Source organism: Nocardioides zeae, from assembly GCF_010686755.1.
In the GTDB taxonomy this organism is placed as follows: Bacteria; Actinomycetota; Actinomycetes; order Propionibacteriales; family Nocardioidaceae; genus Nocardioides; species Nocardioides zeae.
Window position 1 is genome coordinate 51,165 of sequence record NZ_JAAGXA010000017.1, and the last position, 22,873, is coordinate 74,037.

The following is a 22,873-nucleotide window of genomic DNA, read 5'->3' on the forward strand; positions in this document are numbered from 1 at the left end:
TCAGGCCCCCTCGCACGAGAGCGCCGAGCAGGCGCCGCAGGCCGCGCAGCCGGCCGACTGGTCGGCGCCGGCCATCCCGGCCGTGCGCAGGAGCGCCGCGACCCGGGTGGTCACGTCGGCGACCACCCGCGGGTCGGGGGCCGGCACGTGGTCGACGTCGGTCGCGAGGGTGCCCGCGAGGGGACGGAAGGGCACGACGAAGGGGTAGACGCCCATGGCGATGAGGTCGGCCGCCGCGGCGACGAGCTCGTCGGGGTCCTCGCCGAGGCCGACGAGCACGTAGGTCGAGACCTCGTTCCAGCCGAAGACGCGGACGGCCTCGGCCCAGGCGGCGCGGTACTCGGCCATCGGCACGCTGCCCTTGCCCGGCATCCAGCGGCGGCGCACGTCGTCGTCGAGCGACTCGACGTGGATGCCGATCGAGCTGGCGCCCGCCTCCTTGAGCTCGGTGATGGTGGCGAGGTCGCCCGGCGGCTCGCACTGCACCTGGATGGGCAGGTCGGGCAGCACGGCGCGGACCGCACGCACGCAGCGGGCCAGGTGGGTCGCGCCGCGGTCGCGGCCCGTCGAGGTGCCGGTCGTCATGACCACCTGGGTGATCCCGTCGAGCTCGTGGGCGGCGAGGGCCACCTCGGCGATCTGGGCCGGGGTCTTCACCGCCACCGTGGCGCCCGCCCGCAGCGACTCCTCGATGGCGCAGAAGCGGCAGCGCTCGGCCTCGGCGTACCGGGCGCAGGTCTGCACCACCGTCGTGGCCAGCACGTTCGAGGAGTGGAGACGGGCGATCTGCTCGTAGGGCACGCCGTCGGCGGTGGTGCGGTCGTAGAAACGCGGGCGACGGATCGCCTCGAGCCCGAGGCCGGTGTCGGCCCCGTCGAGGAGCAGCTTGCCGCCGCGGACCGTGTAGGGGCTGCGGGGGTTGAGGGGGATGGCCGCGCCGACCCCGCCCAGCAGCACGTGACCGTCGTCGCTGGGTCCCGCGCCGGCGCGGCGCGCGACGGGGGCGTCGAGGAGACGGATGCCCTGGATGGCGACGTCCACCCGGGTGGAGGGGGCCGGTGCGGTCATCGGTCGGCCCTCAGAGGTTGTAGACGGAGTTGATGATGGCGCCCTTGTTGGCGTAGTGGATGACCGCGTCCTGCACGTCGAGCGGGTGCGCGGGGATGACGCCCTCGATGAGGTCCTCCTCGCGGCTGCCGTGGAGCGCGAGCCCGAAGCGGCAGCAGAAGACCGTGCCGCCCTCCTTCACGAACGTCTTGATCGAGTCGTTCATGTTCTGGTTGCCCGGGAAGGCCACGTCGCCCGTCGTCGGGAAGCCGCGGGTGTCGACGCAGGCCAGGGCGCCGGGGCCGTAGAAGTAGAGCGCCGACTCGAAGCCCTTGCGCAGCGCCCGGGTCGCCTGGAGCACGGCGACGAAGCTGACCGAGCTCTCGTGGGGGATGCCGTGCACGAGCGTGAGGTAGCTCTGGCCCTCGCTCGCCTGGTAGTCCGGGAAGATCTTCGTCGAGCCGTAGAGGTTGGTGCCCTTCGGCTGCGAGGGGTGCGGGATCTCGGCCACCGACTTCTCGATGTTGGCCATGATCTCGTCGTCGAACGTGGGCATGCGGGTCTCCTTGGGTGGGTCCTGCTGCGGGTACGGCGGGTCGGGTGCGGCGGGTGGTGCGGTCTCAGCCGTAGAGGGCCTCGAAGTTGCCCCGGAAGAGCGCGGCGGTGAGCTCGGGGTCGTCGGTCGCGGCGGCCAGGCGGGCGTGCTCGCCGGCGTGGTCGCCCCAGGGGGTGTCGGTGGCGAAGAGGACGCGGTCGGCACCGGTGCCGCGCCGCTGGATCTCCTGGCAGAGCCACACGGGGGCGAACCCGATGGCCCAGGAGGTGTCGGTGTAGACCTGCTTGCCCGCCTCGATCCAGTCGAAGAAGCGGCCGCCGATGAGCTTCATGTGCCCGCTCATGCCGCCGCCCAGGTGGACGAGGTGGATCTTGGTGGCGTCGCCGTGGCGCTCGACCAGCTCGCCGATGCGGTCCACGTCGGAGGCGGCGCCGGGCGAGGTGTGCACGTGGACGACGAGGTCCAGCTCCGCGGCCGTCGTGAAGATCCGGTCGAGCTCGACCCGGCAGTCGGGGTCGTCGACCGCGCCGCCCAGCAGGAAGCTCGTCTTGAGGGCGGCGACGCCGTCCTCCGCGGCGAGGGCGAGCGCGGCGGTGTTGCGCTCGGCGTCGGAGGCCTTGGGCGAGACCCACAGGCCGCACCGGATCCGGTCGTCGGCGTGCGCCGCGTCGAGCGCCAGGTGGTTGAGGCGGAACGAGACGTCGGGGTCCGGCACGCCGTAGTTCGGCAGCACCAGCGCCCGCTCCGTGCCCTCCGCGTCGAGGTCGGCCACGAGCTCCGCGACGCTCGCGCGGGCGGTCACGTCGGGCTGGATCGGCGGTCCGCCGTAGAAGGGGTGCGCCGGCAGCCGACCGATGTGCCGGTGCGCGTCGTGGGCGGTGAACCTCATGGAAGAAGTCCACGGCCCGGATGTTTCCGACTGGTCACGGGCGGAAGACGTTGCGGTCCTCGGTGCGTAAGTTCGGTGTTACCCGGGCCGGCCGCTCACCCGGGACGTCATGCGGTGCGGCGCCCCCGGCGGCCGGTGCGCATGACGTCCGGCGGCCTGCCCGGGGCGGGGCGCCACAATGTGACGTTGGTACGCCGCCGGCTCGACCCAACCGGCCCCAGCCGCACAGTTCCGGGACCAGGCGACGGCCCGACCCGGGCCGATCCCGCGCCGTACCCCCACCCCCGGGACGTCATGCGACGCGACGCGCCCGGCGGCCGGTGCGCATGACGTCCGGCGATCTGCCCGGGCCCGGGGCGCCGCAATGTGACGTTGGTACGCCGCCGGCTCGCCCCAACCGGCCCCAACCGCACAGTTCCGGGGGCAGCCGCACAGTTCCGGGACCAGGCGACGGCCCGGTCCGGGCCGATCCCCCGCCGTACCCCCGGGACGTCATGCGACGCGGCGCCCCCGGCGGCCGGTGCGCATGACGTCCGCGAGACGTGGCCGGGCGCTGCGCAGTGACGCACCATGGCCCGATGCGGATCCTCCTCGGCCTGGTCAGCGCCGCCTGCCTCCTCGTGTTCGCGGCCTTCCTGTTCCTCCACGTCGCCAACGTGGTGGGCTACTCCGCGGAGGGCACGGACACCGACATCACCTGCACCACGCCGGTGCCCGCGCAGAACACCCCGACGATCCAGCGGTGCGTCGGCCGCGAGGAGGCCGGGGCGGCGATCTCGAACGCGGTGTACGGCGGTGCCGCCCTCGTCGCCGGTGCCGGGTTCGCCGTCGCGGCGGCCGTGGCCGGGTGGCCGAAGCAGCCGCCGGCGCAGGTCGTGATGCAGGCGCCGGCGGGGCAGCGCCCCGGCCCTGGCCCCCGCTCTGACCTCCGCCCTGACCTCCGTCCTGATCAGGGTCCCGACCAGCGGCGCTGACCCACCCGGCTCAGCGTCGCAACGCGAGGGGCGGCCCACGGCCCCGTCAGGAACGCCCCTCGGCCAGCAGCGCGAGCCGCCGCAGGGTCTCGACGTTGCGCCAGGCGATGCTCACGCCGCGCACGGGCGGCGGGGCGAGCCGTCCGGGCCCGGCGATCGCGTCCTCCTCGATGACGAGCCGGGTCCCCTGCCCCTCGGGCTCCAGCGTCAGCACCACCCGCGCCTCACCCATCGGCCATCCGCGGGCCTTCAGCTGCAGCAGGTGCGCCGGCTCTGACCGCTCGACGACCGTCGCGTCGTCGAGGAGGAGCGGCCACACGCCGACGGAGTGGTGCAGGCGGGAGCCGGCGGCGGGCCACGTGTCGTCGACCGCCCGCATCCGGGTGGCGCCGACGACCCACGAGGGGTAGAGCCAGCCGTCGGCGAGGACGTCCCAGACCTGGGCGGGCGTGGCGTCGGTCAGTCGCTCGTTGCGTGCCATGCGGGACCGGTACCCGTCGCCCCGCGCAGCACCCGAGATGCCGACCATGGGAAGCGTTCACCCCTTCGGTCCGGTTCGAACACATGTTCTAATCGGAGGCGTGAAGGTCCCGTCCACGCAGCGCGAGCCCGCCCGGTCGGCACGGGTGCAGCACGTGTGGGTGGACATCACCGGGCAGTGGGTGCACCCCAAGCCGGGGATCCTGCTGATGTGGCGCCGTCGGCTCGGCCAGCGTGGCGGCTGGGAGGCCTGGGTGATCGCCGTCGACCAGGCTGCCGAGGCCCACGGCGGGTCCCCCCGGGTCGTGCAGGGGTGGGTCGACGCGACCCACGTGCGCCCCGCCGGCATCGAGCGTCCACCGATCCCGACCTCGAGCCCGGCGCCCCTCCCCGCCCGGAACCGACGGGCGGGATGACCTCAGCCGCGGGCGAGCAGGCTGGGCGGCAGCTCGAGGTCGGGCACGAGCTCCACCAGCAGGTCGCGCACGCGGGCGTCGATGTCGGCGACGATGCGGCGCACGGTCGCCTCGTCCTGGCCCTTCGGGTCGTCGAGGGGCCAGTCGCGGTAGCGCGCGCCGGGCACGTAGGGGCACGTCTCGCCACAGCCCTGGGTGACGGCCAGGTCGCTCGCGGCGATCATCTCGGCGGTCAGCAGCCGCGGCGACTCGCGCGAGGTGTCGAGGCCGAGCTCCTCGAGCACGCGGGCGACCTCGGGGTGCACGCGGTCGCCGGGCGTCGTGCCGGCGGACAGCGCGACGACCCGACCGCCGGCGTAGTGCTCGGCCAGCAGCCGCGACGCGACCGACCGACCACCGTTGGCACGGCAGGCGAAGACGACGACGGGAACGCGGTCGGCGGCGACAGGGTCGGTGCTCATGCAGAGGCTCCTCGAGGGGTGGCGGGGTCGGCGGGACCGACCGGGGCGGCGGCGTCGCCGCCACGCCCCCGCAGGCGCAGCGCGACGTGGACGAGCGCGACGAGCACGGGCACCTCGATGAGCGGCCCCACCACGCCCGCCAGCGCCTGGCCGGAGGTGACGCCGAAGGTGCCGATCGCCACCGCGATGGCGAGCTCGAAGTTGTTGCCGGCGGCGGTGAACGCCAACGTCGCGGTGCGGGCGTACCCGAGCCCCAGACCGGACCCGAGCACCCACGAGAGGGCGAACATCAGCACGAAGTAGGCCAGCAGCGGCACGGCGATGCGCGCGACGTCCCACGGCTGCGAGGTGATCGCGTCGCCCTGCAGGGCGAAGAGCAGGACGATGGTGAACAGCAGGCCGTGGAGGGCCAGCGGCCCGATCCGCGGCAGGAAGCGCTCCTCGTACCAGTCGCGCCCCCGCGCGCGCTCCCCCAGCACGCGGGTGAGCCAGCCCGCGACGAGCGGGACCCCGAGGAAGACCAGCACGCTGACGGCGATGGCCCCCACGGAGAAGTCGGCGGAGGTCGTCGCCAGTCCGAGCCAGCCCGGGAGCACCTGCAGGTAGAACCACCCGAGACCCGCGAAGGCCACGACCTGGAACACGGAGTTGAGCGCCACGAGCACCACGGCGGCCTCGCGGTCACCGCAGGCGAGGTCGTTCCAGACGAGCACCATCGCGATGCACCGGGCGAGACCGACGATCACCAGGCCGGTGCGGTACTCCGGAAGGTCCGGCAGCAGCAACCACGCCAGGGCGAACATCAGGGCGGGCCCGAGGAGCCAGTTCAGCGCCAGCGACGCGACGAGCAGCCGTTGGTCGGAGGTCACCCGTCCGGTCTCGTCGTACCGCACCTTGGCGAGCACCGGGTACATCATGAGCAGCAGACCGAGCGCGATCGGCAGCGACACCGATCCGACCTCGACCGCGCCGAGCGCCTCGTCCAGCCCGGGCACCAGGCGCCCCAGCAGCAGTCCGAGCGCCATGGCGGCCGCGATCCACACGGGCAGCAGCCGGTCGAGCAGCGGGAGCCGCACGGGCGCGGCGGACCTTGTTTCGACGTTCATCGATGCAGACGATGGTCGCCTGCTTCGACATCTGTCAATATCGGGTCGTGACCACGGCCCCCGCACCCGCCTGCTGCGCCCCGAGCCCCGACCCGCTCCCCGGGCTCGACGAGGATGCCGCGGCGGCAGCGGCCGCCGTGCTCAAGGCCCTCGCCGACCCGGTCCGGCTCCGGCTCTACTCGCGCATCGCCGGCGCGCCCGAGCCCGTGTGCGTGTGCGACATCGACGACGTGGGCGTCTCGCAGCCCACCGTCTCCCACCACCTCCGCAAGCTGCGCGAGGCGGGGCTCATCGACTGCGAGCGCCGCGGCACGTGGGTCTACTACTGGCCCGTGCCCGACGCGACCGCGGCCGCCCGCGGGATCCTCTGACCCCCGGACGCCCCCGCAGACCCCGTACGACGCGCCTCAGAGCACCTCGAACCGGATCCCCGCCGCCACCGCCTACAGCGCCCGAGGGCACATAGCCGCCGTCGCGGTGGCGTGCCGCAGGGTCCTGAGCCTGGTCGACCGGATCCCGGCCGAGCCGTCATGGACGACGTCGTTCGGGCCACGCGACGCACGTCTGGCGCTGGCCATCATCCGCGAGCGCAGCTGGCAGCCAGCAGAGCTCGGTGGCGACAGCTCAGTCACGGCAGCGATCACGACGGCTCGAGCAGACGGCCTCATCCACTGCTCAGCTCACTGCCCCGGCGTTACTGTCGGGAACACCTGGACGCACTTCTTCGGCGCTGGCCGATAGAACGCCAGCCCGTCCACTGGGCCGGACGCCCCACTCCTACGCACTCCTACGCCGGCAAACTGGGGGTTGCGGCTCTCTACGATGGGCCCGTGACGCCACACTCGGCCCGGTGCGTCTGGGTGACCACCCTGCGATCCGACGGCTCTCCCCACACCACACCGGTCTGGTTCGTGCTACTGGGCAGCACGACGGTGCCGACGCTGTGGTTCGCGACCGCGCGTCGCAATGCAAAGCTGCGGAACCTCGTGCAGGACGCTCGGGTCTCGCTGGCATTCGAGGGCACGGCGGACTCCCCCTGGGTCGCCGAGGGCTCGGCTGTCGTTCACCAGCCGATCAACCTCTCCGCCCATGCCGACGTACTGGCGGCCCTGCGTGCAAAGTACGACGGCTGGGACGCGGCTGATCCTGAGCGCGAGGGCCCGCGCGCGCTCGTCGAGATCCCGGTCGTCAGATGGCTGGTACGCCCCTCGAGCGCCTGAGGCCCCCGCCGCTCTACCGGTGTCGTCACCGCCCCGGGGCTGATGCAGTGTGCATCGAGCCCGAGGGGAGCTCGCGCACGTGTCGGCTCGCGCCGCGGCCCGCCGCGTGCGCGAGGAGGTCGGCGCGGCCGCCGGCCTAGCGCCGCGGGGCGTCGACGTGTCACGGGCCCGCGCCCTCCGCCGCGTTAGATGGTGGAGCGCCGTCACTGAACAGCTCAGCCATCTCCGCAACGGCGCGTTCGCCAGCCGTGTGGAGCGCCGCCGGGTGCCTCTCTTCCTCCGATGGCCAGCTTCACGCCGGCAGCCGTGAGTTCGCCAACGACGTCCCGAGCATCCGGGAGCGACCGGGCGACCCGGTTGAGCTTGGTGACCACGAGCGTGTCGCCGTCGCGGCACGCCGCGAGCGCTGCGGTGAGTCCGGGGCGGTCACGGTTGCGGCCTGTGAGGCCGTGGTCGATTCAGATGGCTCGTTCATCGACGCCCAGCGAGCTGAGAGCCTGGCCCAGCACGGTGAGGGCCTGCTCAGCGGTCGATACCCGCGCATGCCCGACCAGCATGTCGCCACGCTGTCCCGCATGAGGGGCCCTGCTCGGGATTCGTTGCGGACGGGTCCTACAGGACGGCCGGGTCGCAATTACAGCGCGGGCACGCAGCCGGTGCAGCGGTGTTCCGGTCGAGGATCGGCTTCCGGGCCGCCGGCGCCACAACGATCACACCTAAGTCGGTAGCCCCCACCCGCGGACACGCCGTGGCGACCAGTGGCCAGCGGGGAGTTGATTCCGTGGAATCACTCCCCGCCGCGATGAGGTGCTCTCGGGTGTCAGTTCGGCTTGTAGTTGCTGAGCTCGTCGACGAGGTTCTGGAAGCTGCCCGGGCTGGTGGCGGCCGTTGCCTCGTTGCCGGCCAATTCGGCGGCGTGCGCGGTCCAGTAGGAGACGTCCTGGTCTTGGGCTCGGATCGAGGCTGTGCAGCCGTTCTTCGTCTCGACGAGAGAACCCTGGACGGTGAGGCTGGCCAGTGGCGCACCGGCGGGACGGCCCGCTTCATACCCTTCGATCCTGATCGAGGGGGCGTAGCGCTCTTCTTCGGGGGTGGGGGCGGTGTTGCCGATGGCGATCATCCGGGTGCCGAGGGGGATGGCGCGTTCGAGTTCTTCGGGCGTGGGCTTGTTGTCGGCGGCAATGCCCTCGGCGTTGATGGTGTCGGAGCCGAGGCTGACATCGAAGTAGGCCACGTCGCGTTGCGAAGGGTCTTCGACCTTGGCCGCGGTCTCGACCTCGATGGCTACCGTGGCGTACCGCTCGACGTGCTCGACGTCGTAGACGGAGCGACCCTCGGTCCAGCCGATCACCCGTCCGGTCACTGCGACTTCCCACTTCGCCACGGAGGCGGTCAGGTTCGGGATGACGTCGTAGTCGAAGTAGCGGTTGCCGCGGACCAGTGCTGGCTGCACCCCGCCACCGCAATCGTCGGCCGCCGACGGGGTCGACCCAGCGGCCGCTGCAGTCGTGGTGGACGTCGTTTCCGAGCCGCAGCCGGCGAGGATGAACGCGGCGGCGAACAGGGTGGGGGCAAGAAGCTTCTTGTTCATGATCGCCGGTCTCCTCAGTTGAACCAGGGGTCGATATGTCCTGAGACGTGGTGGGGCGCGTATTGGTTCCATCCGGCGCCCCAGCTGGTCGCCCACTCGCCTCGCCGCAAGCAGGCGGTCGCGCCTGGGTACTCCGGATCGAACGTGAAGTCGTAGTGAGCGAGTCCCACCCCGTGACCGAGTTCGTGGCACGAGGTCTTGGTGGCCTGATTGCCCGGGGTGTGAGCGGAGAGAATCATCGACGGGTTGAGCTTGATGTAGGCAGACTTGCAGACCCATTGCCCGTTGACGATGGTGGACTGGTTGTCCTCGCATTCCCACTCGCCGTACAGCTCGCCTCTCTGGAACAGGACCCACCTGGCATCGATGGTGGGGTCGGCGCAGTTGCTGTAGAAGGTCGCGTCAACGATGGTCTGAGCTTCGAGATTCGCCATGGCGTCGTGGGCCCATGGTGACCAGCCGTTGCTCACGAAGGTCGACCCGAGGCAGTAGGAATGGGCCCCGGTGTCGGGGAACCAGTCGAAGTTGTGCGCGGTGCTCGACTGCGCAGAGGGTGTGGTGAGAAGGGATGCGATCAAGGCACCTGCGGCCCCGATGCAGACGGTTGCGTACCTCGTGAACCATCGTCGCGACTTGGTCATGGATCCTCCTCCAGGCCTCCCCGAGGCGCTTGCTGCGCCGGCACCGGTCTAGGGCGCCTCAGGTGTCGAGAGGTTCGCACCTGAGTCACTCGATGCCAAGAGGCGTCTAGAGCGCCGGTAAGAACTCGATGATTCCTGAGATTGCAAGGTTCGCGGTCCTCTACCATTTGAGGCTTCGCCTGGCCGGGGGTTCTGCATCCACAAGATGGCTCAGGTGAGCGGCCGCCGCTTGACGGAGCGGCCCGGCGCGGATCTTTGTGTCCCTGTGTCGAGGCTCGGGGGTCGGTCGTCGTCGACGCGAGGCGGCGTTGCGTCATCGAGTCGCCCGGCCGTCGCGCGGGCGCGCTGCAGCTCGTGGTGCGCGGCTGCGCGAAGGTCCGCGGCGCTGGCGCCCGCAGGGTCGATCCGGGCCGCCCAAGTCCTGAGGCGTAGCCGGATGGCTGCGAGGTCGTTGGCGTCGAGTCCGTAGGGCTCGACGGCGGCCGGCTCGGCGCGCTCGACTCCTCGCAGTTGGCGGGCGAACATGACGGGCTCGAAGCCGGGGTCGCGCTCGGCTGCGGCGGCTAGCAGCTCGTCGTCGCTGAACCGGCCGGTCTGGCGGATGGCGTCGACGTCGAGGTAGTCGCGGACCTCGCCGCGGGAGTAGAGCGCCGACACCTTGTTGGCGACGGCGTCCTCGAGTGCGAGCACCGGGCCGACGTCGAGCGTCACGGGCGGGTGTGCCCGCCAGTCGATACCGAGGTCGACCTCGACGACCAGACCGCCCTGGCTGTCCGGGCGGGGCCCTCCTGTTGCGTCGTCGGGCGTGGGAGGTGCGAGGACCTGGAGACGGGCGAACCCGTCGAGACGCCGCAGCGCGGCCACCTGGAACCCCTCGCTGGCCAGGCCCGCGATCACCTCGTCGACCGCCGCGCTGAACGCTGCCGGGTCGGTCTGGGTGGTGAAGAGGTCGACGTCCTGGGTGGGGCGATCGGTGACGCCGTGGGCGCGGATCGCACCGGCGCCCGCCAGGGCGAACCCGGACGCCGCAGCACTCCGCAGTGCCACCGCGGCCACCCGTTGCTGGGCCTGCTCGAACGCCATGCGTTCGGGATCGGGAGCCGCTGGCCGTTCGTCCTCGCTCCGGCCGTCGGTGCTGCTCACGCGCTACCGGTGTGCGGCGACGGGCTCGGCGCTGGTCGCGGCAGCCTCGCCTCCTGCCAGCTCGGGGAAGCGTGCTTCCCACAGCTCGCGAGCCCGGCGCGGGATCATGAGTCGAGGCCAGTCGGTGACCAACAGATCGCGGTTCAGTAGCGTGGCCTGGTCCGCGCGGGTGCCCTCGGCGACCACCGCGACGTACACCATCCGCCGCACCGCGGCGTCGTCGAGGTCACGGCCCGGCCCCCCAGGTGCCCACAGCACCTCGTGCGGCACGTCGACGACCCCGCCAGCAGGGCCGGCCAAGTCCTCCAGGCGCTCGGGGACGTCGTAGGGCCGGTGGTCGCGGACGAACGTGCGGTGCTCCATCGCGGCCCCTCCTCTTCCCTTGAGCGCAGGTTGCGCACGGCACCAGACCGGCGGGCCGCAATGACCATGATAGACCGCCCCGAATCGAACACCTGTTCGACAAATGGTCTACTGGCGTCATGCCCTCGCGTCGCCTCGCTCCCGACACCGCTCTGAGGATCAGCCTGGAGGCCAGTGCTCGCCGGCGGCTCGAGGACGGGATGCCGTTCGAGGCCGTCGTCGAGGAGCTCCGCGACGAGGCTGCGGGACATACCGATCTGCTGGCGCAGGCCGCGGGGAGCTTGATCGGTCTCTACCTGGCGCGGCCGACGGCCACCCAGCCCCGCGCGGTCGCGGCGTTCGCGACACTCGTGCTGGCGGGCGCCGACCCGCAGGCGCTGGTCGCGCGGGCCGACGAATCGCGCGAGCGCATGACGGCCGCCCCCTGAGCACCGCCCCCTGACCGACCACCGCCAGGGGGTGATTCCGTCGAATCACCGCCTGTGCCCAGGGCGCACGTCGTCAGCACCAGGGGCGCGTGCAGGAACCACGCCAAGAAGAGCAGCCCGACGCCGAGCACCAGGCCGCCCGGGTGACGCGGCCCATCCACGGGGGCTGACGGAACTCGCTGCGCCCGAGAGCGAACGCCACGGCGGCGACCGCCACGGCCAGCACCCCGACGATGTGCCACAGCGACGCGGTCGGTGGCGCGCTGATCGGGCGGTACCCGACCGAGCGGGCCGACCCGATGAGGCACGCCAGCGCCAGGACCGCGGCGACCGCCAGGATCACCCACCAGCTGAGGCCTGCCCAGAACCCCGGGACGAAGTAGGCGCCGTAGAGGACACCGATGACCACCAGGGCCAGCACGGGGAGCACGACGACCGCTTCCCGGTTCGTGCTCTCTGCCCACTGCTCGCGCAGTGACGAGGTCGACGAGGTCGACCGGGTCATGGCGCGAGGGCGCGGCCGGCGTTGTTCCGCAGCCAGGTCGAGGCGTTGATGTTGTCGGCGTAGATCGAGCCGTTGTCCGGGTGGACCTCGACGTGGAGGTGGCAGCCGGTGCTGTTGCCGAGGGTCCCGACGCGGCCGATGATCTGCCCGGACTGGACCTGCTCGCCGTCCTCGACGATCACGGCGGACATGTGGGCGGCGTACCAGGTGGCCAGCGTCAATGCGCCTCAGAGCACCTCGAACCGCATCCCCGCCGCCTGCAGGCGGGCCGTGAGGTGCTCGCCCATCGCCTGCGCGGTGGTCACCATGCCGGCGGTCGGCGGGTTGTCGTCGAACAGCAGCGACAGCGCCGACTCGGCGAGCATCTTGGAGGTCTCGCCGTAGCCGGGGTCGCCGCCGCTCACCCGCGCGTGGACCGTGCGACCGCCGCCCTCGGCGACGACGTCGACGGTGAACCACGACTTCTCGCGGCGCCGCTCGTCCGGGCCCTGGCCGGACCCGAACCGGCTCATCAGCGCCCGGCGCAGCGGGCCGACCTGGGCTGCGAGGGCCAGCGCGCCGACGGCGCCGGCGCCACCCGCGGCGTACCGGAGCGTCTTGGTGCCCGCGTAGTGCGCGTAGGTGAAGTCGGGTCCGTACGACGGGTCGGCGGCCGCGCTGCGCACCACGACCATCGGGTCGATCGTCGGCAGCGGCAGGAGCCAGTAGCCGAGCGCGGGGTCGCGGTGCGGCTTGCCGCCCGAGCCGCGCACGCGCCGCCCCTCCGGTCGACCCTCGGCCTTGCGCCGGGCGGCGTGGGTGCGGCTCATCGTGCGGGCGCGGGCGAACTGCTCGAGCGCGGAGTGCAGCGTGCCGGACGACGAGATGGCCGCGGCGCGCACGACGCCGCGGGCCTTGATCGGTACGTCGTCGGGCAGGTGCCCGACGGCGAAGCGGACCCCGAGGTCGTGGGGGATCGAGTCGAAGCCGCAGGCGTGCACGATGCGCGCGCCCGACGCCTCCGCGGCCTCGTGGTGGCGCAGCCACACCTCGTCGACGAACTCGGGCTCGCCGGTGATGTCGACGTAGTCCGTGCCCGCGGCGGCGCAGGCCGCGACGAGCGGCTCGCCGTACCGGAGGAACGGGCCCACCGTCGTGATGACGAGGCGCGTGCTCTCCGCGAGGGCGCGCAGCGAGTCCGGGTCACCGGAGTCGGCGACGACGAGCTCGGGGGCGCCGGCCGCACCGTCGGGCAGGCCGTCGCGCACCTGCGCCAGACGGGCCTCGTTGCGGCCCGCGAGGGCCCAGCGGAGGTCGGCGGGGGCGTGGCGGGCGAGGTACTCCGCGGTGAGGCGACCGGTGAACCCGGTGGCGCCGAGGAGGACGAGGTCGAGGGCTCGGTCCGAGCGGCTCTCAGGCATTCCCCGAGGATAGGTCGCGACGTACCGTTGGGCCATGTGCCGCAACATCCGTCCGCTCAACAACTTCGAGCCGCCGGCGACCGACGACGAGGTGCACGCCGCCGCGCTGCAGTTCGTGCGCAAGGTGAGCGGCACCAGCAAGCCCTCGCAGGCCAACCAGGCCGTCTTCGACCAGGCCGTCCGCGAGATCGCGCACATCACCCGTCACCTCGTCGACGACCTCGAGACCTCGGCCCCGCCCAAGGACCGCGAGGTCGAGGCGGCGAAGGCACGGGCGCGGGCCGAGCTGCGCTACGCGCGGTGACCGGTCCCGTCCAGCAACCCCCGGGGACCCCGCGTGGCTGAGCGCACCGCCGCGCCGGAGGCCGTCGAGGCGGCGCTCGCGCTGCTCGCGCCGCGGCGCCTCGTCGTGCTCGGCGGCGCGGGCCTGTCGACCGACTCGGGCATCCCGGACTACCGCGGCCCCGTCGCCGAGGGGCGTCCGCCCCGGCCCACCCCCATGACGTACGGCGACTTCGTCTCCGGCTCGGCGGCGCGCCAGCGGTACTGGGCGCGCAGCCACCTCGGGTGGGCCCGGATGCGGCGCGCCGACCCCAACCCCGGGCACCGGGCGGTCGCCGCGATCGACCCCGAGCTGCTCATCACGCAGAACGTCGACGGCCTGCACGAGGCGGCCGGCACACGCCGCATGGTCGCGCTGCACGGCCGCATCGCCGACGTGGTCTGCCTCGACTGCCGTGCCACCAGCCCGCGGGCGGCGCTGCAGGAGCGGATGGCGGCCGCCAACCCCGACTGGGCGGAACGGCACGGCAGCGTGCTGGTGCGGCCCGACGGCGACGTCGACCTGGAGGACACCAGCGACTTCGTCGTGCCGCCCTGCGAGGCGTGCGGCGGCGTGCTCAAGCCCGACGTCGTCTTCTTCGGCGAGAACGTGCCCGCCGCGCGGGTCGAGCGGTGCTTCGCCGCGGTGGACGCGCTGCGCCCCGACGACGGCGCGCTGCTCGCGGTCGGCACGTCCCTGACGGTGATGAGCGGGTTCCGCTTCGTGCGTCGCGCGGTCCGCGGCGACGTGCCGGTCGTCGTCGTCAACCGGGGAGCGACCCGGGGCGACGAGCTGGCGACCTACGCGCTCGACGTCGGCTGCAGCGGCTTCCTCGACGCGCTCGATGCGCGGCGGCGGGAGGTCAGGGCACGCGACGCAGGTGCCCGGGTCGGCTGACGCCGACCTCGGCCAGCAGACGCTCCACCCCGGTGCGCGTCGGCAGGTCACCCGCCCCGAGAGCAGCCGCGACGGCGAGCTCCGCCTCGTCGAGGCGGAGCACCTCGCCGAGCGTGAGGCGGTAGTAGGTGTCCTCGAGGTCGAAGTCGAGGTCGGCGACGAGGGCCGCCCGCACGACACCGTCCTGGTCGCGCGTCACGACGGTCGCCCCGGGCTCCAGGCCGTGGTCGAGGTCGGTCGCGCTGTGGGCGACGACCACGCTGCCGGTACGGCGCGTGAACGCCGTCAGCTCGACGTCGAGCATCTCCATCTCGGAGCCTTCCGCCGGGGCGGGGAGCAACCTCCCCGCACTGCCCTCCACCAACGAAGACGGCCCCCGCGAGTCACGCCCCCGCCGACGTGACCGTCGGCACCCGGACGTGTGGCCTGATGGTGCGTCGTGCTGTGGCGCTGCCCCTCACCCTCCCCGCGAGGGGCAGCGCAGGGCCGACGCTACGACTCCCGACCGGCGGCGCACCTCAAGAGAACCTCTGGATTCCCGCCGGGGATCGGACGAGCGGTCAGGTGCGGCGCACGAAGATGTGCTCGGCGGCGTCGGGGAAGATCTCGGCGGTCTCGCCGCCGGAGCCCACGAGCACGCCCTCCGAGGTCGCCACGACGGTGACCGTCTTGTCGGGCAGCGCACCCACGCGACGCAGGGCGCTCATGAGCACCTCGTCCTTCTGCATCTCCTCGGAGATGCGGCGCACGTGCACCCGGGACTCGTCCGCGCCCGCGACGCTCTGGAGCGACTCGACCCCGTCCATGAAGTTCTCGGGCAGCTCGTCCTGGCCGAGCTCGTCGAGCCCCGGGATCGGGTTGCCGTACGGCGACTCGGTCGGGTTGCCCAGCAGCTCGAGCAGCCGCCGCTCGACGGTCTCGCTGATGACGTGCTCCCAGCGGCACGCCTCGGCGTGCACGAGCTCCCAGTCGAGGCCGATGACGTCGGTGAGCAGGCGCTCCGCGAGGCGGTGCTTGCGCATGACGCGCACGGCGAGGCGGCGACCCTCGTCGGTGAGCTCCAGGTGCCGGTCACCCTCGACCGTGAGCAGGCCGTCCCGCTCCATGCGCGCCACGGTCTGGGACACGGTCGGGCCCGACTGGTGCAGGCGCTCGGCGATGCGCGCACGCAGCGGGACGATGCCCTCCTCCACGAGCTCGTAGATCGTGCGCAGGTACATCTCGGTGGTGTCGATCAGATCGCTCACGAGAACCATTCTTCCCTACCCGGGGGCGCGCGACGACCCCCACCCGAGGGGCGGCCTGGCACTGTGGGGGAATGCCCTCCCGCCACAGCGTCATGTGGTTCCGCCGCGACCTGCGGCTGGCCGACAACCCCGCGCTCCTCGCCGCCGCCGAGGCCGACGCGGTGCTGCCCCTCTTCGTCCTCGACCCCGCCCTGTGGGACGTCGCCGGCGTGTCCCGCCGCGCCCACCTCGCGGCCTCGCTGCAGGCGCTCGACAGCTCCCTGCGCTCCCGGCGGACCCGCCTGTCCGTGCTGCGTGGCGACCCCGTCGACCAGGTGGTCGCCGCCGCGCGGGAGGTGGGCGCCTCCGAGGTCCACGTCACCGCCGACTTCGGCCCGTACGGCGCGGAGCGCGACGAGCGGGTCGCCGCGGCCCTCGCCGAGCACGACATCGACCTCGTGCGCACCTCCTCGCCGTACGCCGTGGACCCCGGCAGCGTGACCAAGGGCGACGGCACGCCGTACGCCGTCTTCACGCCCTTCTCCCGCGCCTGGGCGGAGCGGGGGTGGGAGACGCCGTTCGAGGCGCCGCGGGGGCTGAGCGGGCTGGAGCTGGCGTCCGCGGTCGACGTGCCCGACGTCGACCTGCCGGAGGGCCTGCAGCTGCCGGAGGCCGGCGAGCGGGCGGCGGCGCAGCGCTGGGAGACGTACGTCGCGGACCACCTGGCCGCGTACGCCGACGAGCGGGACCGCCCCGACCTCGACACCACCTCGAAGATGTCGGTGCACCTCAAGTGGGGCGAGATCCACCCGCGCACGATGCTGGCCGAGATCGGCCGCGCGAGCGGGGCCGGGCGCGCGACGTACCGCTCCGAGCTGGCCTGGCGCGAGTTCTACGCCGACGTGCTGCACCACCGGCCGGAGACGGCGCGGGAGTACCTGCGGGCGGAGTACGGCCGGATGCGCTACGACGACCCGGGCGAGGAGTTCGACGCCTGGCGCGAGGGGCGCACGGGCTTCCCCGTCGTCGACGCGGGGATGCGCCAGCTGCGCGGCTGCGGCTGGGTGCACAACCGGGTGCGGATGATCGTCGCGAGCTTCCTGGTGAAGGACCTGCACGTCGAGTGGCAGCACGGGGCGCGGCACTTCATGCAGTGGCTGGTCGACGGCGACCTGCCCTCCAACCAGCACGGCTGGCAGTGGACGGCCGGCTCCGGCACGGACGCGTCCCCCTTCTTCCGCGTCTTCAACCCGACCGGGCAGGGACGCAAGTTCGACCCGAGCGGCGACTACGTGCGCCGCTGGGTCCCCGAGCTGCGCGACCTGCCCGACGGCGAGGACCCGCACGAGCCGTCGGCCGCGGCGCGCGAGCAGGTGGGGTACGCCGCGCCGATCGTCGACCACAAGGAGGAGCGTCTCGAGGCGCTCAGCAGGTGGGAGGAGATCCGGCGTTGAGGCAGTACTCGGGCACGGGGTTGAACACCTCGAGCCGGTCGACCTCGGTGACGCCGTCGGACTCGGTCACGGGCACGCTGGTCGGCAGGGCCGCGTTGAACGCCTCGAGCTCCTCGAGGGTGTCGACGTCGGCCGGGAGGTCCGGGATGCCGAACAGCGCCGCCTCCGCGTAGCCCGCGACGCCGCAGCGCCCCGCGACCTCGACGAGGTCGGGCGACTCGAGGTCGTCGACCTTCGGCCCGTAGGACTGGCCGCGCTCGTTGACCGGGTAGTCCGGCAGCCCGGGCGGCTGGTGACGGCCGATGACGGTCGCGCCGTCCTCCGTGCGGAGGGCCACCGCTCCGGCCCCGAAGCGCACGACGCTGTCGCGATCCCAGCGGAAGACGTAGCCCTCGACGCCCCCGTCCCCGACCACCCAGACGAAGGTCGGGCGCTCACCGTCGAGCTCGTCGTAGGGCCGGTCGAAGCCGAGGGTGTCGACGCCCGGAGCACCCGGGGTCGCCCCGCTCGGGTTGGTGAGGAGGCCGTCCTGCGGCGGCGGCGACGCGACGACGGGGGTCTCGGCGGGCCACGCGTTCGGCACGGACATCACCTGGTAGGGCCCCTCGGCCGTCGGCTCCTCCCCCGGCGCGGGCTCCGGGCACTCCGCGGTCACCTCCCCGGCGGCAGCGGTCGCGGCCTCCGCGGGCGCGACGTCGACGATGCGGGTCTCGGCCTCGTCCCCGAGGAGCTGCACCCCGGCGACTCCCGCCAGCACCGCGGCCGCCGTCGCGAGGACCGCTGCCGCCCCGCGGGCCGTCGTCGAGCGCGTCATGGCCCGAGTGTCACCGATCACGGCCCCCCGCGCCCTGGTTTTCCCTCGCACGGGCACCCCGTCCCTAGACTCGCCCGCATGGTCGACTCGAACGATCCGAGCCCGGAGCCAACCCCGTCCGCCCTCCCGTCGGTCGACGGCGCCTGGTGGCGCCAGGCGGTCGTCTACCAGGTCTACGTGCGCAGCTTCGCCGATGCCGACGGTGACGGCGTGGGCGACCTGCCCGGCATCACGGCCCGCCTCCCCCACCTGCGCGAGCTCGGCGTCGACGCGCTGTGGATCACGCCGTTCTACACGTCGCCGCAGAAGGACCACGGCTACGACGTCGCCGACTACCGCGACATCGACCCGCTCTTCGGGTCGCTGACCGACGCCGACGTGCTGCTCGCCCGCGCCCACGAGCTGGGGCTCAAGGTCATCGTCGACCTCGTGCCCAACCACACGTCCGACCAGCACCCGTGGTTCCAGGCGGCCCTGGCCGCCGGACCGGGCAGCCCCGAGCGCGAGCGGTACGTCTTCCGCGACGACGACGGCACCGACACCCCGCCCAACAACTGGCCGAGCGTCTTCGGCGGCGCGGCCTGGAGCCGCGTGGCCGAGGCGGACGGCACGCCCGGGCAGTGGTACCTCCACCTCTTCGACTCGACCCAGCCCGACCTGAACTGGCGCAACCCGGAGGTCGGCGACGAGTTCGTCGACATCCTCCGGTTCTGGCTCGACCGCGGCGTCGACGGCTTCCGGGTCGACGTGGCGCACGGCCTGTTCAAGAAGGAGGGCCTGCCCGACACCGAGCTCCCCGACCCCGACGCCGACGGGCCCGCGTCGATGGTCGAGGCGGCCGGGCTGGACGAGCCCATGTGGGACCAGCCCGAGGTGCACGACGTCTACCGGCGCTGGCACGCCGTGCTGGCGGAGTACGACGACTCCGAGCGCGGCCGCCGCATGGCCGTCGCCGAGTCGTGGGCCCGCACGGCGGAGGCTATCGCGCGCTACGTGCGCCCCGACGAGCTGCAGCAGTCCTTCAACTTCCACTGGCTCTCGGCGGCGTGGGACGCGCAGGAGTTCGCCGACGTCATCACCGAGACCCTCCCCTCGCTCCGCCCGTACGGCGCGACCCCGACCTGGGTGCTGAGCAACCACGACGTGGTGCGCCACGTGACCCGGTACGGCGGGGGCGAGCTCGGCCGGGCCCGGGGCCGGGCGGCGACCCTGGCCATGCTGGGGCTGCCGGGCTCCGCGTACCTCTACCAGGGCGAGGAGCTCGGCCTCGAGCAGGTCGACGTGGCCCCCGAGGACCGCACCGACCCGTCCTGGTTCCGCACGAAGGACACCGCCAAGCCCGACATCGGCCGCGACGGCTGCCGGGTGCCGATCCCGTGGAGCGGCGAGGCCGCGCCGTACGGGTTCGGGCCGGCGGCCACCGGCTCGCAGCCCTGGCTGCCGCAGCCCGACGACTGGGCGGCCCTGACGGTCGAGGCGCAGACGGGGGCCGAGGGGTCGACGCTGGAGTTCTACCGCGCGGCGCTCGCGACGCGGCGCACGTTCGCGGAGACGGCGGGCGAGGAGGTGGACGTGCTGCAGGCCGGGCCGGCGCTGCTCGTCTACCGGCGCGGGCCGCTCACCTGCGTGCTCAACGCCGGCGACGCGGCGGAGCCGCTGCCGAGCGGCCTCGGCACCCTGCTGCTGAGCAGCGGCGACACGCCGGGAGCGACGATCGCCCTCGACACCGCGGCGTGGTTCCTGGCGGACTGAGCGGGGGTACGACGCGGGCCCACGCCAGAGAGAAGGGGCACGAACGACGGTCCAGACCTGGGTCCGGGTGTCGTTCGTGCCCCTTCTGCGTGAGCCCCCGCGGGCAGGCGGTCAGCGCTCGGCGGCCAGCGCCGCCTCGATGCTCGCGTTGTAGCGGCCGAGGGTGGCGGCGAGGTCCGCCACCTCCTCGGAGGTCCACTCCGACATCGCCCGGAGGAAGACCGCGTGACGCTGGAGGCCCACGGCGGTGAGCCGCTCGCGACCGTGGTCCGACAGCTCGAGCACGAGGGCCCGGGCGTCGTCGGGATCGCTGCGGCGCTCGACGAGGCCCAGCTCGACGAGCTGGTGGACGGTGCGGCTCATCGCGCCCTTGTCGACGCCGAGCACGCACGCCATGTCGGCGGCCCGGGCGGCACCGTCCCGCGCCAGCTGGTCGAGCACCCCGTAGCCCAGGGCGGACAGGCCCGGCGCGACCGCCTGGCCACGCTCGGCCAGGTTGCGGCGGAGGCGTCGCAGCAGCACGAAGAACTGGTGCTCCAGGTCGCGCACGACCTCGGGGTCGAGGTCGGTGGCCGTGGCGGTCATCGCGCGGCCTCCACCTCGACGGGGGCCTCCTCGCGCTCGTCGACGGGCGTCGACGGGGCGACGTCCAGGGTCGTGCGGAGCGGCACCTCGCGGATCGCGCTGACGAGAAGCAGGGCCACGACGGCGAAGGGGACGGCGACGAGGAACAGCAGCGCGGTGGCGTCGCCATAGGCCCCCTGGAACACGTCCCGGACGGGGCCGGGCAGGGTGTCGAGGTCCGGCAGCGTCGTGCCCGAGCCCTCGGCGGCGATCCCCAGCTTCGCGAGGCCGCTCGTCACCTTGTCGGCCACCTGGTGCCCCAGCAGGGCCCCGAGGGCCGCGACGCCGGACGAGCCGCCGATGGAGCGGAAGAACGTCACGAGCGCGCTCGCCGCGCCCATGTCGCGCTGCGCGACCTGGTTCTGCACCGCGAGCACGAGGTTCTGCATCGTCGCGCCGAGGCCGGCGCCGAGCACCACCATGAACGCACCGATCTCGACGAGCGGGGTGTGGGCGTCGATGGTGGAGAGGAGGGCGAGGCCGATGACGACGGCGACCATGCCGCCGACGAGGAACTTCTTCCAGCGGCCGGTGTTGCTGATGATCCGACCGGTGGCGACGCTCGAGACGAAGAGACCGAGCACCATCGGGGTCGACATGAGGCCGGCGTGGGTGGGGCTCATGCCGCGGGCGATCTGGAAGTACTGCGAGAGGTAGACCGTCGAGCCGAACATCGCGACGCCGACCATGACGGACGCGAGCGTGGCGAGCGAGGTGGTGCGGTCGGCGAAGAGACGGAGCGGGATGATCGGCTCGGCCACGCGGCTCTCGACCACGACGGCCGCGACGAGGAGCGCGACGCCGACGAGGATCATGCCGGCGGTGGTGAGGGAGGCCCAGTCGAACTGGTGGCCCGCGAGGGATACCCACGCGAGGAGCACCGAGACGCCGCCCACGATGAGGAGGGCGCCGGCGTAGTCGATCGACGGGCGCTCACCCGGCGTGCGGACCGGCGTGGGGAGGTGCAGCGTGCGCTGCAGCACGACGAGCGCGACGGCGGCGACCGGCACGCCGACGAGGAAGGTCCAGCGCCAGCCGAGGCCGGGGGTGTCGACGATGAGGCCGCCGATCAGCGGTCCGCTCACGGTCGCCATCGCGAAGACGGCGCCGATGTAGCCCGAGTACCGCCCCCGCTCGCGCGGCGTGACGATCGTGGCGATGACCACCATGACGAGGGCGGTCATGCCGCCGACGCCGAGACCGGTGACGGCGCGGGCGGCGATCAGCTGCCCCATGTTCTGCGAGAGGCCGGCGGCGATGGAGCCGATGGCGTAGGTCACGAGCGCGATCTGCACCAGCAGCTTCTTGTTGACCAGGTCGGCGAGCTTGCCCCAGATCGGGGTGGAGGCCGTCATGGTGAGGAGGGTGGCCACGACCACCCAGGTGTAGCCGGCCTCGCCGCCGTCGAGGTCGACGACGATGCGGGGCAGGGCGTTGGTGACGATCGTCGAGGACAGCATCGCGACGAACATCGCGAGCAGCAGGCCCGACATCACCGACAGGATCTCCCGGTGGGTCATCGGGACGTCGGTGCGCACCTCGGGGTCGACGGCGAGGTGGTGGGCCTCGTGGTGGGGTTCGTGTGCCATGCGGGGACCTTCGATTCCGTGCGGGGGTTCACGGCGTGACGCCGTTTTGGTTGCTGATGGCAACCATACGCTCTTGGTTGCTAGATGCAACCATTGCGGGCTGTGGCCCCCGTCTCCTCCCACTCCGAACGGGCGATCCCGGCCCGTCACTAGGACATTCGCCCGCACACGTCGCAGAGTGGTCCCCATGAGCTCCGCCGTTCGCGTGTTCCTGGTCGACGATCACGAGGTCGTACGTCGGGGGTTGCGCGCCCTGCTGGAGTCCGATCCCGACCTGGAGGTGGTCGGGGAGGCCGGCACGGTCGCCGAGGGTCTCGACGGCATCCGGGAGACCGGGCCCGACGTGGCCGTCCTCGACGCGCGACTGCCCGACGGCTCCGGCATCGAGCTGTGCCGGGAGATCAAGTCACTGCGGCCCGAGATCCGGGCGCTGATCCTGACGAGCTACGACGACGACGTCGCGCTGCAGAGCGCGATCCTGGCCGGGGCCGACGGCTACGTGCTGAAGGAGATCGGCGGGAGCTCCCTCATCTCGGGCGTCCGCGCCGTCGCCGACGGCCACTCGCTCATCGACCCCATGGTCGCGATCCGCGCGATGGAGCGGATGCGGGAGAGCGCGCAGCGGGGCGTCGAGGCCGACCCGTCGTCGCTCACGCCCCAGCAGCAGCGCATCCTCGCGCTCGTCGGCCAGGGGCTCACCAACCGGGAGATCGCCGACGAGCTGTTCCTGTCGGAGAAGACCGTGAAGAACCACATCACGCACCTGCTCGCCCGCCTCGGCGTGAAGCGCCGCACCCAGGCCGCGCTGCTCGCCGCGCAGATGGGCCTCCGCGCCGACAAGGACTAGCTGTGATGTCCAGGCACGTTGGTCAGCCGGGTGATCGGTGGCCGGCCTCCGATCGCGGAGTGGGCGCGGTGGTGATTGTAGAAGTGGAGCCAGCCCGGGAGGGCTGTGTTGCGCTGTTGGGTTGACTC

Annotated in this window: 29 protein-coding genes and 1 pseudogene; 10 read left to right on the forward strand and 20 right to left on the reverse strand. The window is 72.8% G+C overall.

Annotation, left to right across the window (positions count from 1 at the left end; genetic code table 11):
* The 3 genes from G3T38_RS18685 to G3T38_RS18695 form a co-directional block, all read right to left on the reverse strand.
* Positions 1-1,068: an MSMEG_0568 family radical SAM protein gene (locus G3T38_RS18685; RefSeq protein ID WP_163774082.1), complete on the reverse strand. Its 1,068-nt coding sequence runs from the start codon at positions 1,066-1,068 to the stop codon at positions 1-3.
* A gap of 10 nt (positions 1,069-1,078) precedes the next feature.
* Positions 1,079-1,603 (reverse strand): MSMEG_0572/Sll0783 family nitrogen starvation response protein, encoded by a 525-nt coding sequence (locus tag G3T38_RS18690; protein ID WP_163774083.1) that lies wholly within the window; start codon positions 1,601-1,603, stop codon positions 1,079-1,081.
* A 64-nt stretch (positions 1,604-1,667) separates the two neighbouring features.
* Positions 1,668-2,492: an amidohydrolase family protein gene (locus G3T38_RS18695; RefSeq protein ID WP_163774084.1), complete on the reverse strand. Its 825-nt coding sequence runs from the start codon at positions 2,490-2,492 to the stop codon at positions 1,668-1,670.
* A 578-nt stretch (positions 2,493-3,070) separates the two neighbouring features.
* Here G3T38_RS18695 and G3T38_RS18700 point away from each other — a divergent pair.
* Complete coding sequence (locus G3T38_RS18700) at positions 3,071-3,466, forward strand: hypothetical protein (protein WP_163774085.1); 396 nt, start codon at positions 3,071-3,073, stop codon at positions 3,464-3,466.
* Between the two features lie 46 nt (positions 3,467-3,512).
* Here the strand turns inward: G3T38_RS18700 and G3T38_RS18705 are convergent, their stop codons facing one another.
* Positions 3,513-3,947: an SRPBCC family protein gene (locus G3T38_RS18705; protein ID WP_163774086.1), complete on the reverse strand. Its 435-nt coding sequence runs from the start codon at positions 3,945-3,947 to the stop codon at positions 3,513-3,515.
* A 100-nt stretch (positions 3,948-4,047) separates the two neighbouring features.
* Between G3T38_RS18705 and G3T38_RS18710 the strand changes: the two genes are divergently transcribed.
* Positions 4,048-4,362, forward strand: a complete 315-nt coding sequence (locus G3T38_RS18710; RefSeq protein ID WP_163774087.1) for a hypothetical protein — start codon at positions 4,048-4,050, stop codon at positions 4,360-4,362.
* Positions 4,363-4,364: 2 nt separating this feature from the next.
* On the opposite strand, the gene G3T38_RS18715 is transcribed toward G3T38_RS18710, so the two are convergent.
* Together G3T38_RS18715 and arsB are read right to left on the reverse strand one after the other, a co-directional pair.
* A complete protein-coding gene (locus tag G3T38_RS18715) occupies positions 4,365-4,823 on the reverse strand; it encodes an arsenate-mycothiol transferase ArsC (RefSeq protein ID WP_163774088.1) in 459 nt (152 codons plus the stop codon).
* Positions 4,820-5,929, reverse strand: a complete 1,110-nt coding sequence (gene arsB / locus G3T38_RS18720; protein WP_163774089.1) for an ACR3 family arsenite efflux transporter — start codon at positions 5,927-5,929, stop codon at positions 4,820-4,822. Before arsB ends, G3T38_RS18715 begins: the two co-directional genes overlap by 4 nt.
* 2 nt (positions 5,930-5,931) lie before the next feature.
* Here arsB and G3T38_RS18725 point away from each other — a divergent pair, with 2 nt between their 5' ends.
* A complete protein-coding gene (locus G3T38_RS18725; RefSeq protein ID WP_241729060.1) occupies positions 5,932-6,300 on the forward strand; it encodes an ArsR/SmtB family transcription factor in 369 nt (122 codons plus the stop codon).
* A 459-nt stretch (positions 6,301-6,759) separates the two neighbouring features.
* The gene (locus tag G3T38_RS22820) at positions 6,760-7,149 is read left to right on the forward strand and encodes a pyridoxamine 5'-phosphate oxidase family protein (RefSeq protein WP_206675930.1); all 390 of its coding nucleotides are present in this window, start codon (positions 6,760-6,762) and stop codon (positions 7,147-7,149) included.
* A 215-nt stretch (positions 7,150-7,364) separates the two neighbouring features.
* On the opposite strand, the gene G3T38_RS21950 is transcribed toward G3T38_RS22820, so the two are convergent.
* The 5 genes from G3T38_RS21950 to G3T38_RS18755 form a co-directional block, all read right to left on the reverse strand.
* Positions 7,365-7,607: a recombinase family protein gene (locus G3T38_RS21950; RefSeq protein ID WP_338037763.1), complete on the reverse strand. Its 243-nt coding sequence runs from the start codon at positions 7,605-7,607 to the stop codon at positions 7,365-7,367.
* Between the two features lie 362 nt (positions 7,608-7,969).
* Entirely contained in the window at positions 7,970-8,740 is a 771-nt protein-coding gene (locus G3T38_RS18740; RefSeq protein ID WP_163774091.1) for a hypothetical protein, read from the reverse strand.
* Positions 8,741-8,754: 14 nt separating this feature from the next.
* Entirely contained in the window at positions 8,755-9,381 is a 627-nt protein-coding gene (locus tag G3T38_RS18745) for a hypothetical protein (RefSeq protein ID WP_163774092.1), read from the reverse strand.
* Positions 9,382-9,591: 210 nt separating this feature from the next.
* Positions 9,592-10,524: a nucleotidyl transferase AbiEii/AbiGii toxin family protein gene (locus tag G3T38_RS18750; protein ID WP_206675931.1), complete on the reverse strand. Its 933-nt coding sequence runs from the start codon at positions 10,522-10,524 to the stop codon at positions 9,592-9,594.
* Between the two features lie 3 nt (positions 10,525-10,527).
* Entirely contained in the window at positions 10,528-10,887 is a 360-nt protein-coding gene (locus G3T38_RS18755; protein WP_163774093.1) for a transcriptional regulator, read from the reverse strand.
* Between the two features lie 119 nt (positions 10,888-11,006).
* Between G3T38_RS18755 and G3T38_RS18760 the strand changes: the two genes are divergently transcribed.
* Complete coding sequence (locus tag G3T38_RS18760; RefSeq protein WP_163774094.1) at positions 11,007-11,315, forward strand: hypothetical protein; 309 nt, start codon at positions 11,007-11,009, stop codon at positions 11,313-11,315.
* Positions 11,316-11,388: 73 nt separating this feature from the next.
* On the opposite strand, the gene G3T38_RS18765 is transcribed toward G3T38_RS18760, so the two are convergent.
* From G3T38_RS18765 to G3T38_RS18775, 3 genes are read right to left on the reverse strand one after another with little or no spacing between them, the layout of a single operon-like run.
* On the reverse strand, positions 11,389-11,820 hold the full coding sequence (locus G3T38_RS18765; RefSeq protein WP_163774095.1) for a DUF2231 domain-containing protein: 432 nt from the start codon (positions 11,818-11,820) through the stop codon (positions 11,389-11,391).
* Positions 11,817-12,041: a M23 family metallopeptidase gene (locus G3T38_RS18770; protein ID WP_338037762.1), complete on the reverse strand. Its 225-nt coding sequence runs from the start codon at positions 12,039-12,041 to the stop codon at positions 11,817-11,819. The genes G3T38_RS18765 and G3T38_RS18770 overlap by 4 nt, the downstream gene beginning before the upstream one ends.
* Before the next feature lie 6 nt (positions 12,042-12,047).
* Positions 12,048-13,220, reverse strand: coding sequence for a saccharopine dehydrogenase family protein (locus G3T38_RS18775; protein ID WP_163774097.1), 1,173 nt, complete (start codon positions 13,218-13,220; stop codon positions 12,048-12,050).
* A 34-nt stretch (positions 13,221-13,254) separates the two neighbouring features.
* Here G3T38_RS18775 and G3T38_RS18780 point away from each other — a divergent pair, with 34 nt between their 5' ends.
* Together G3T38_RS18780 and G3T38_RS18785 are read left to right on the forward strand one after the other, a co-directional pair.
* Positions 13,255-13,524, forward strand: coding sequence for a DUF2277 domain-containing protein (locus G3T38_RS18780; protein WP_163774098.1), 270 nt, complete (start codon positions 13,255-13,257; stop codon positions 13,522-13,524).
* A gap of 33 nt (positions 13,525-13,557) precedes the next feature.
* On the forward strand, positions 13,558-14,439 hold the full coding sequence (locus G3T38_RS18785; protein WP_163774099.1) for a Sir2 family NAD-dependent protein deacetylase: 882 nt from the start codon (positions 13,558-13,560) through the stop codon (positions 14,437-14,439).
* Here G3T38_RS18785 and G3T38_RS18790 read toward each other — a convergent pair.
* Both G3T38_RS18790 and G3T38_RS18795 read right to left on the reverse strand, forming a co-directional pair.
* The gene (locus G3T38_RS18790; RefSeq protein ID WP_163774100.1) at positions 14,405-14,749 is read right to left on the reverse strand and encodes a hypothetical protein; all 345 of its coding nucleotides are present in this window, start codon (positions 14,747-14,749) and stop codon (positions 14,405-14,407) included. The two genes, G3T38_RS18785 and G3T38_RS18790, sit on opposite strands and share 35 nt — an antisense overlap.
* A 250-nt stretch (positions 14,750-14,999) precedes the next feature.
* Complete coding sequence (locus G3T38_RS18795; RefSeq protein WP_163774101.1) at positions 15,000-15,686, reverse strand: iron-dependent transcriptional repressor DtxR; 687 nt, start codon at positions 15,684-15,686, stop codon at positions 15,000-15,002.
* Between the two features lie 71 nt (positions 15,687-15,757).
* Between G3T38_RS18795 and G3T38_RS18800 the strand changes: the two genes are divergently transcribed.
* On the forward strand, positions 15,758-17,119 hold the full coding sequence (locus G3T38_RS18800; protein WP_206675932.1) for a cryptochrome/photolyase family protein: 1,362 nt from the start codon (positions 15,758-15,760) through the stop codon (positions 17,117-17,119).
* On the opposite strand, the gene G3T38_RS18805 is transcribed toward G3T38_RS18800, so the two are convergent.
* Positions 17,091-17,933, reverse strand: coding sequence for a hypothetical protein (locus tag G3T38_RS18805; RefSeq protein WP_163774102.1), 843 nt, complete (start codon positions 17,931-17,933; stop codon positions 17,091-17,093). The genes G3T38_RS18800 and G3T38_RS18805 overlap by 29 nt on opposite strands.
* Before the next feature lie 78 nt (positions 17,934-18,011).
* On the opposite strand from G3T38_RS18805, the gene G3T38_RS18810 reads away from it, so the two are divergent.
* On the forward strand, positions 18,012-19,685 hold the full coding sequence (locus G3T38_RS18810; RefSeq protein WP_163774103.1) for a glycoside hydrolase family 13 protein: 1,674 nt from the start codon (positions 18,012-18,014) through the stop codon (positions 19,683-19,685).
* 111 nt (positions 19,686-19,796) lie between these two features.
* Here the strand turns inward: G3T38_RS18810 and G3T38_RS18815 are convergent, their stop codons facing one another.
* A complete protein-coding gene (locus G3T38_RS18815; protein ID WP_163774104.1) occupies positions 19,797-20,270 on the reverse strand; it encodes a MarR family winged helix-turn-helix transcriptional regulator in 474 nt (157 codons plus the stop codon).
* Complete coding sequence (locus tag G3T38_RS18820; RefSeq protein ID WP_241729061.1) at positions 20,267-21,898, reverse strand: MDR family MFS transporter; 1,632 nt, start codon at positions 21,896-21,898, stop codon at positions 20,267-20,269. Before G3T38_RS18820 ends, G3T38_RS18815 begins: the two co-directional genes overlap by 4 nt.
* Positions 21,899-22,085: 187 nt before the next feature.
* Here G3T38_RS18820 and G3T38_RS18825 point away from each other — a divergent pair, with 187 nt between their 5' ends.
* Positions 22,086-22,745 carry a response regulator gene (locus tag G3T38_RS18825; RefSeq protein ID WP_163774105.1) on the forward strand — a complete coding sequence of 220 codons (660 nt, stop codon included), beginning with the start codon at positions 22,086-22,088 and terminating at the stop codon, positions 22,743-22,745.
* Here G3T38_RS18825 and G3T38_RS18830 read toward each other — a convergent pair.
* Positions 22,742-22,873 (reverse strand): annotated as a pseudogene (locus G3T38_RS18830) (integrase core domain-containing protein); the annotation flags it as partial. The gene G3T38_RS18825 and the pseudogene G3T38_RS18830 overlap by 4 nt on opposite strands.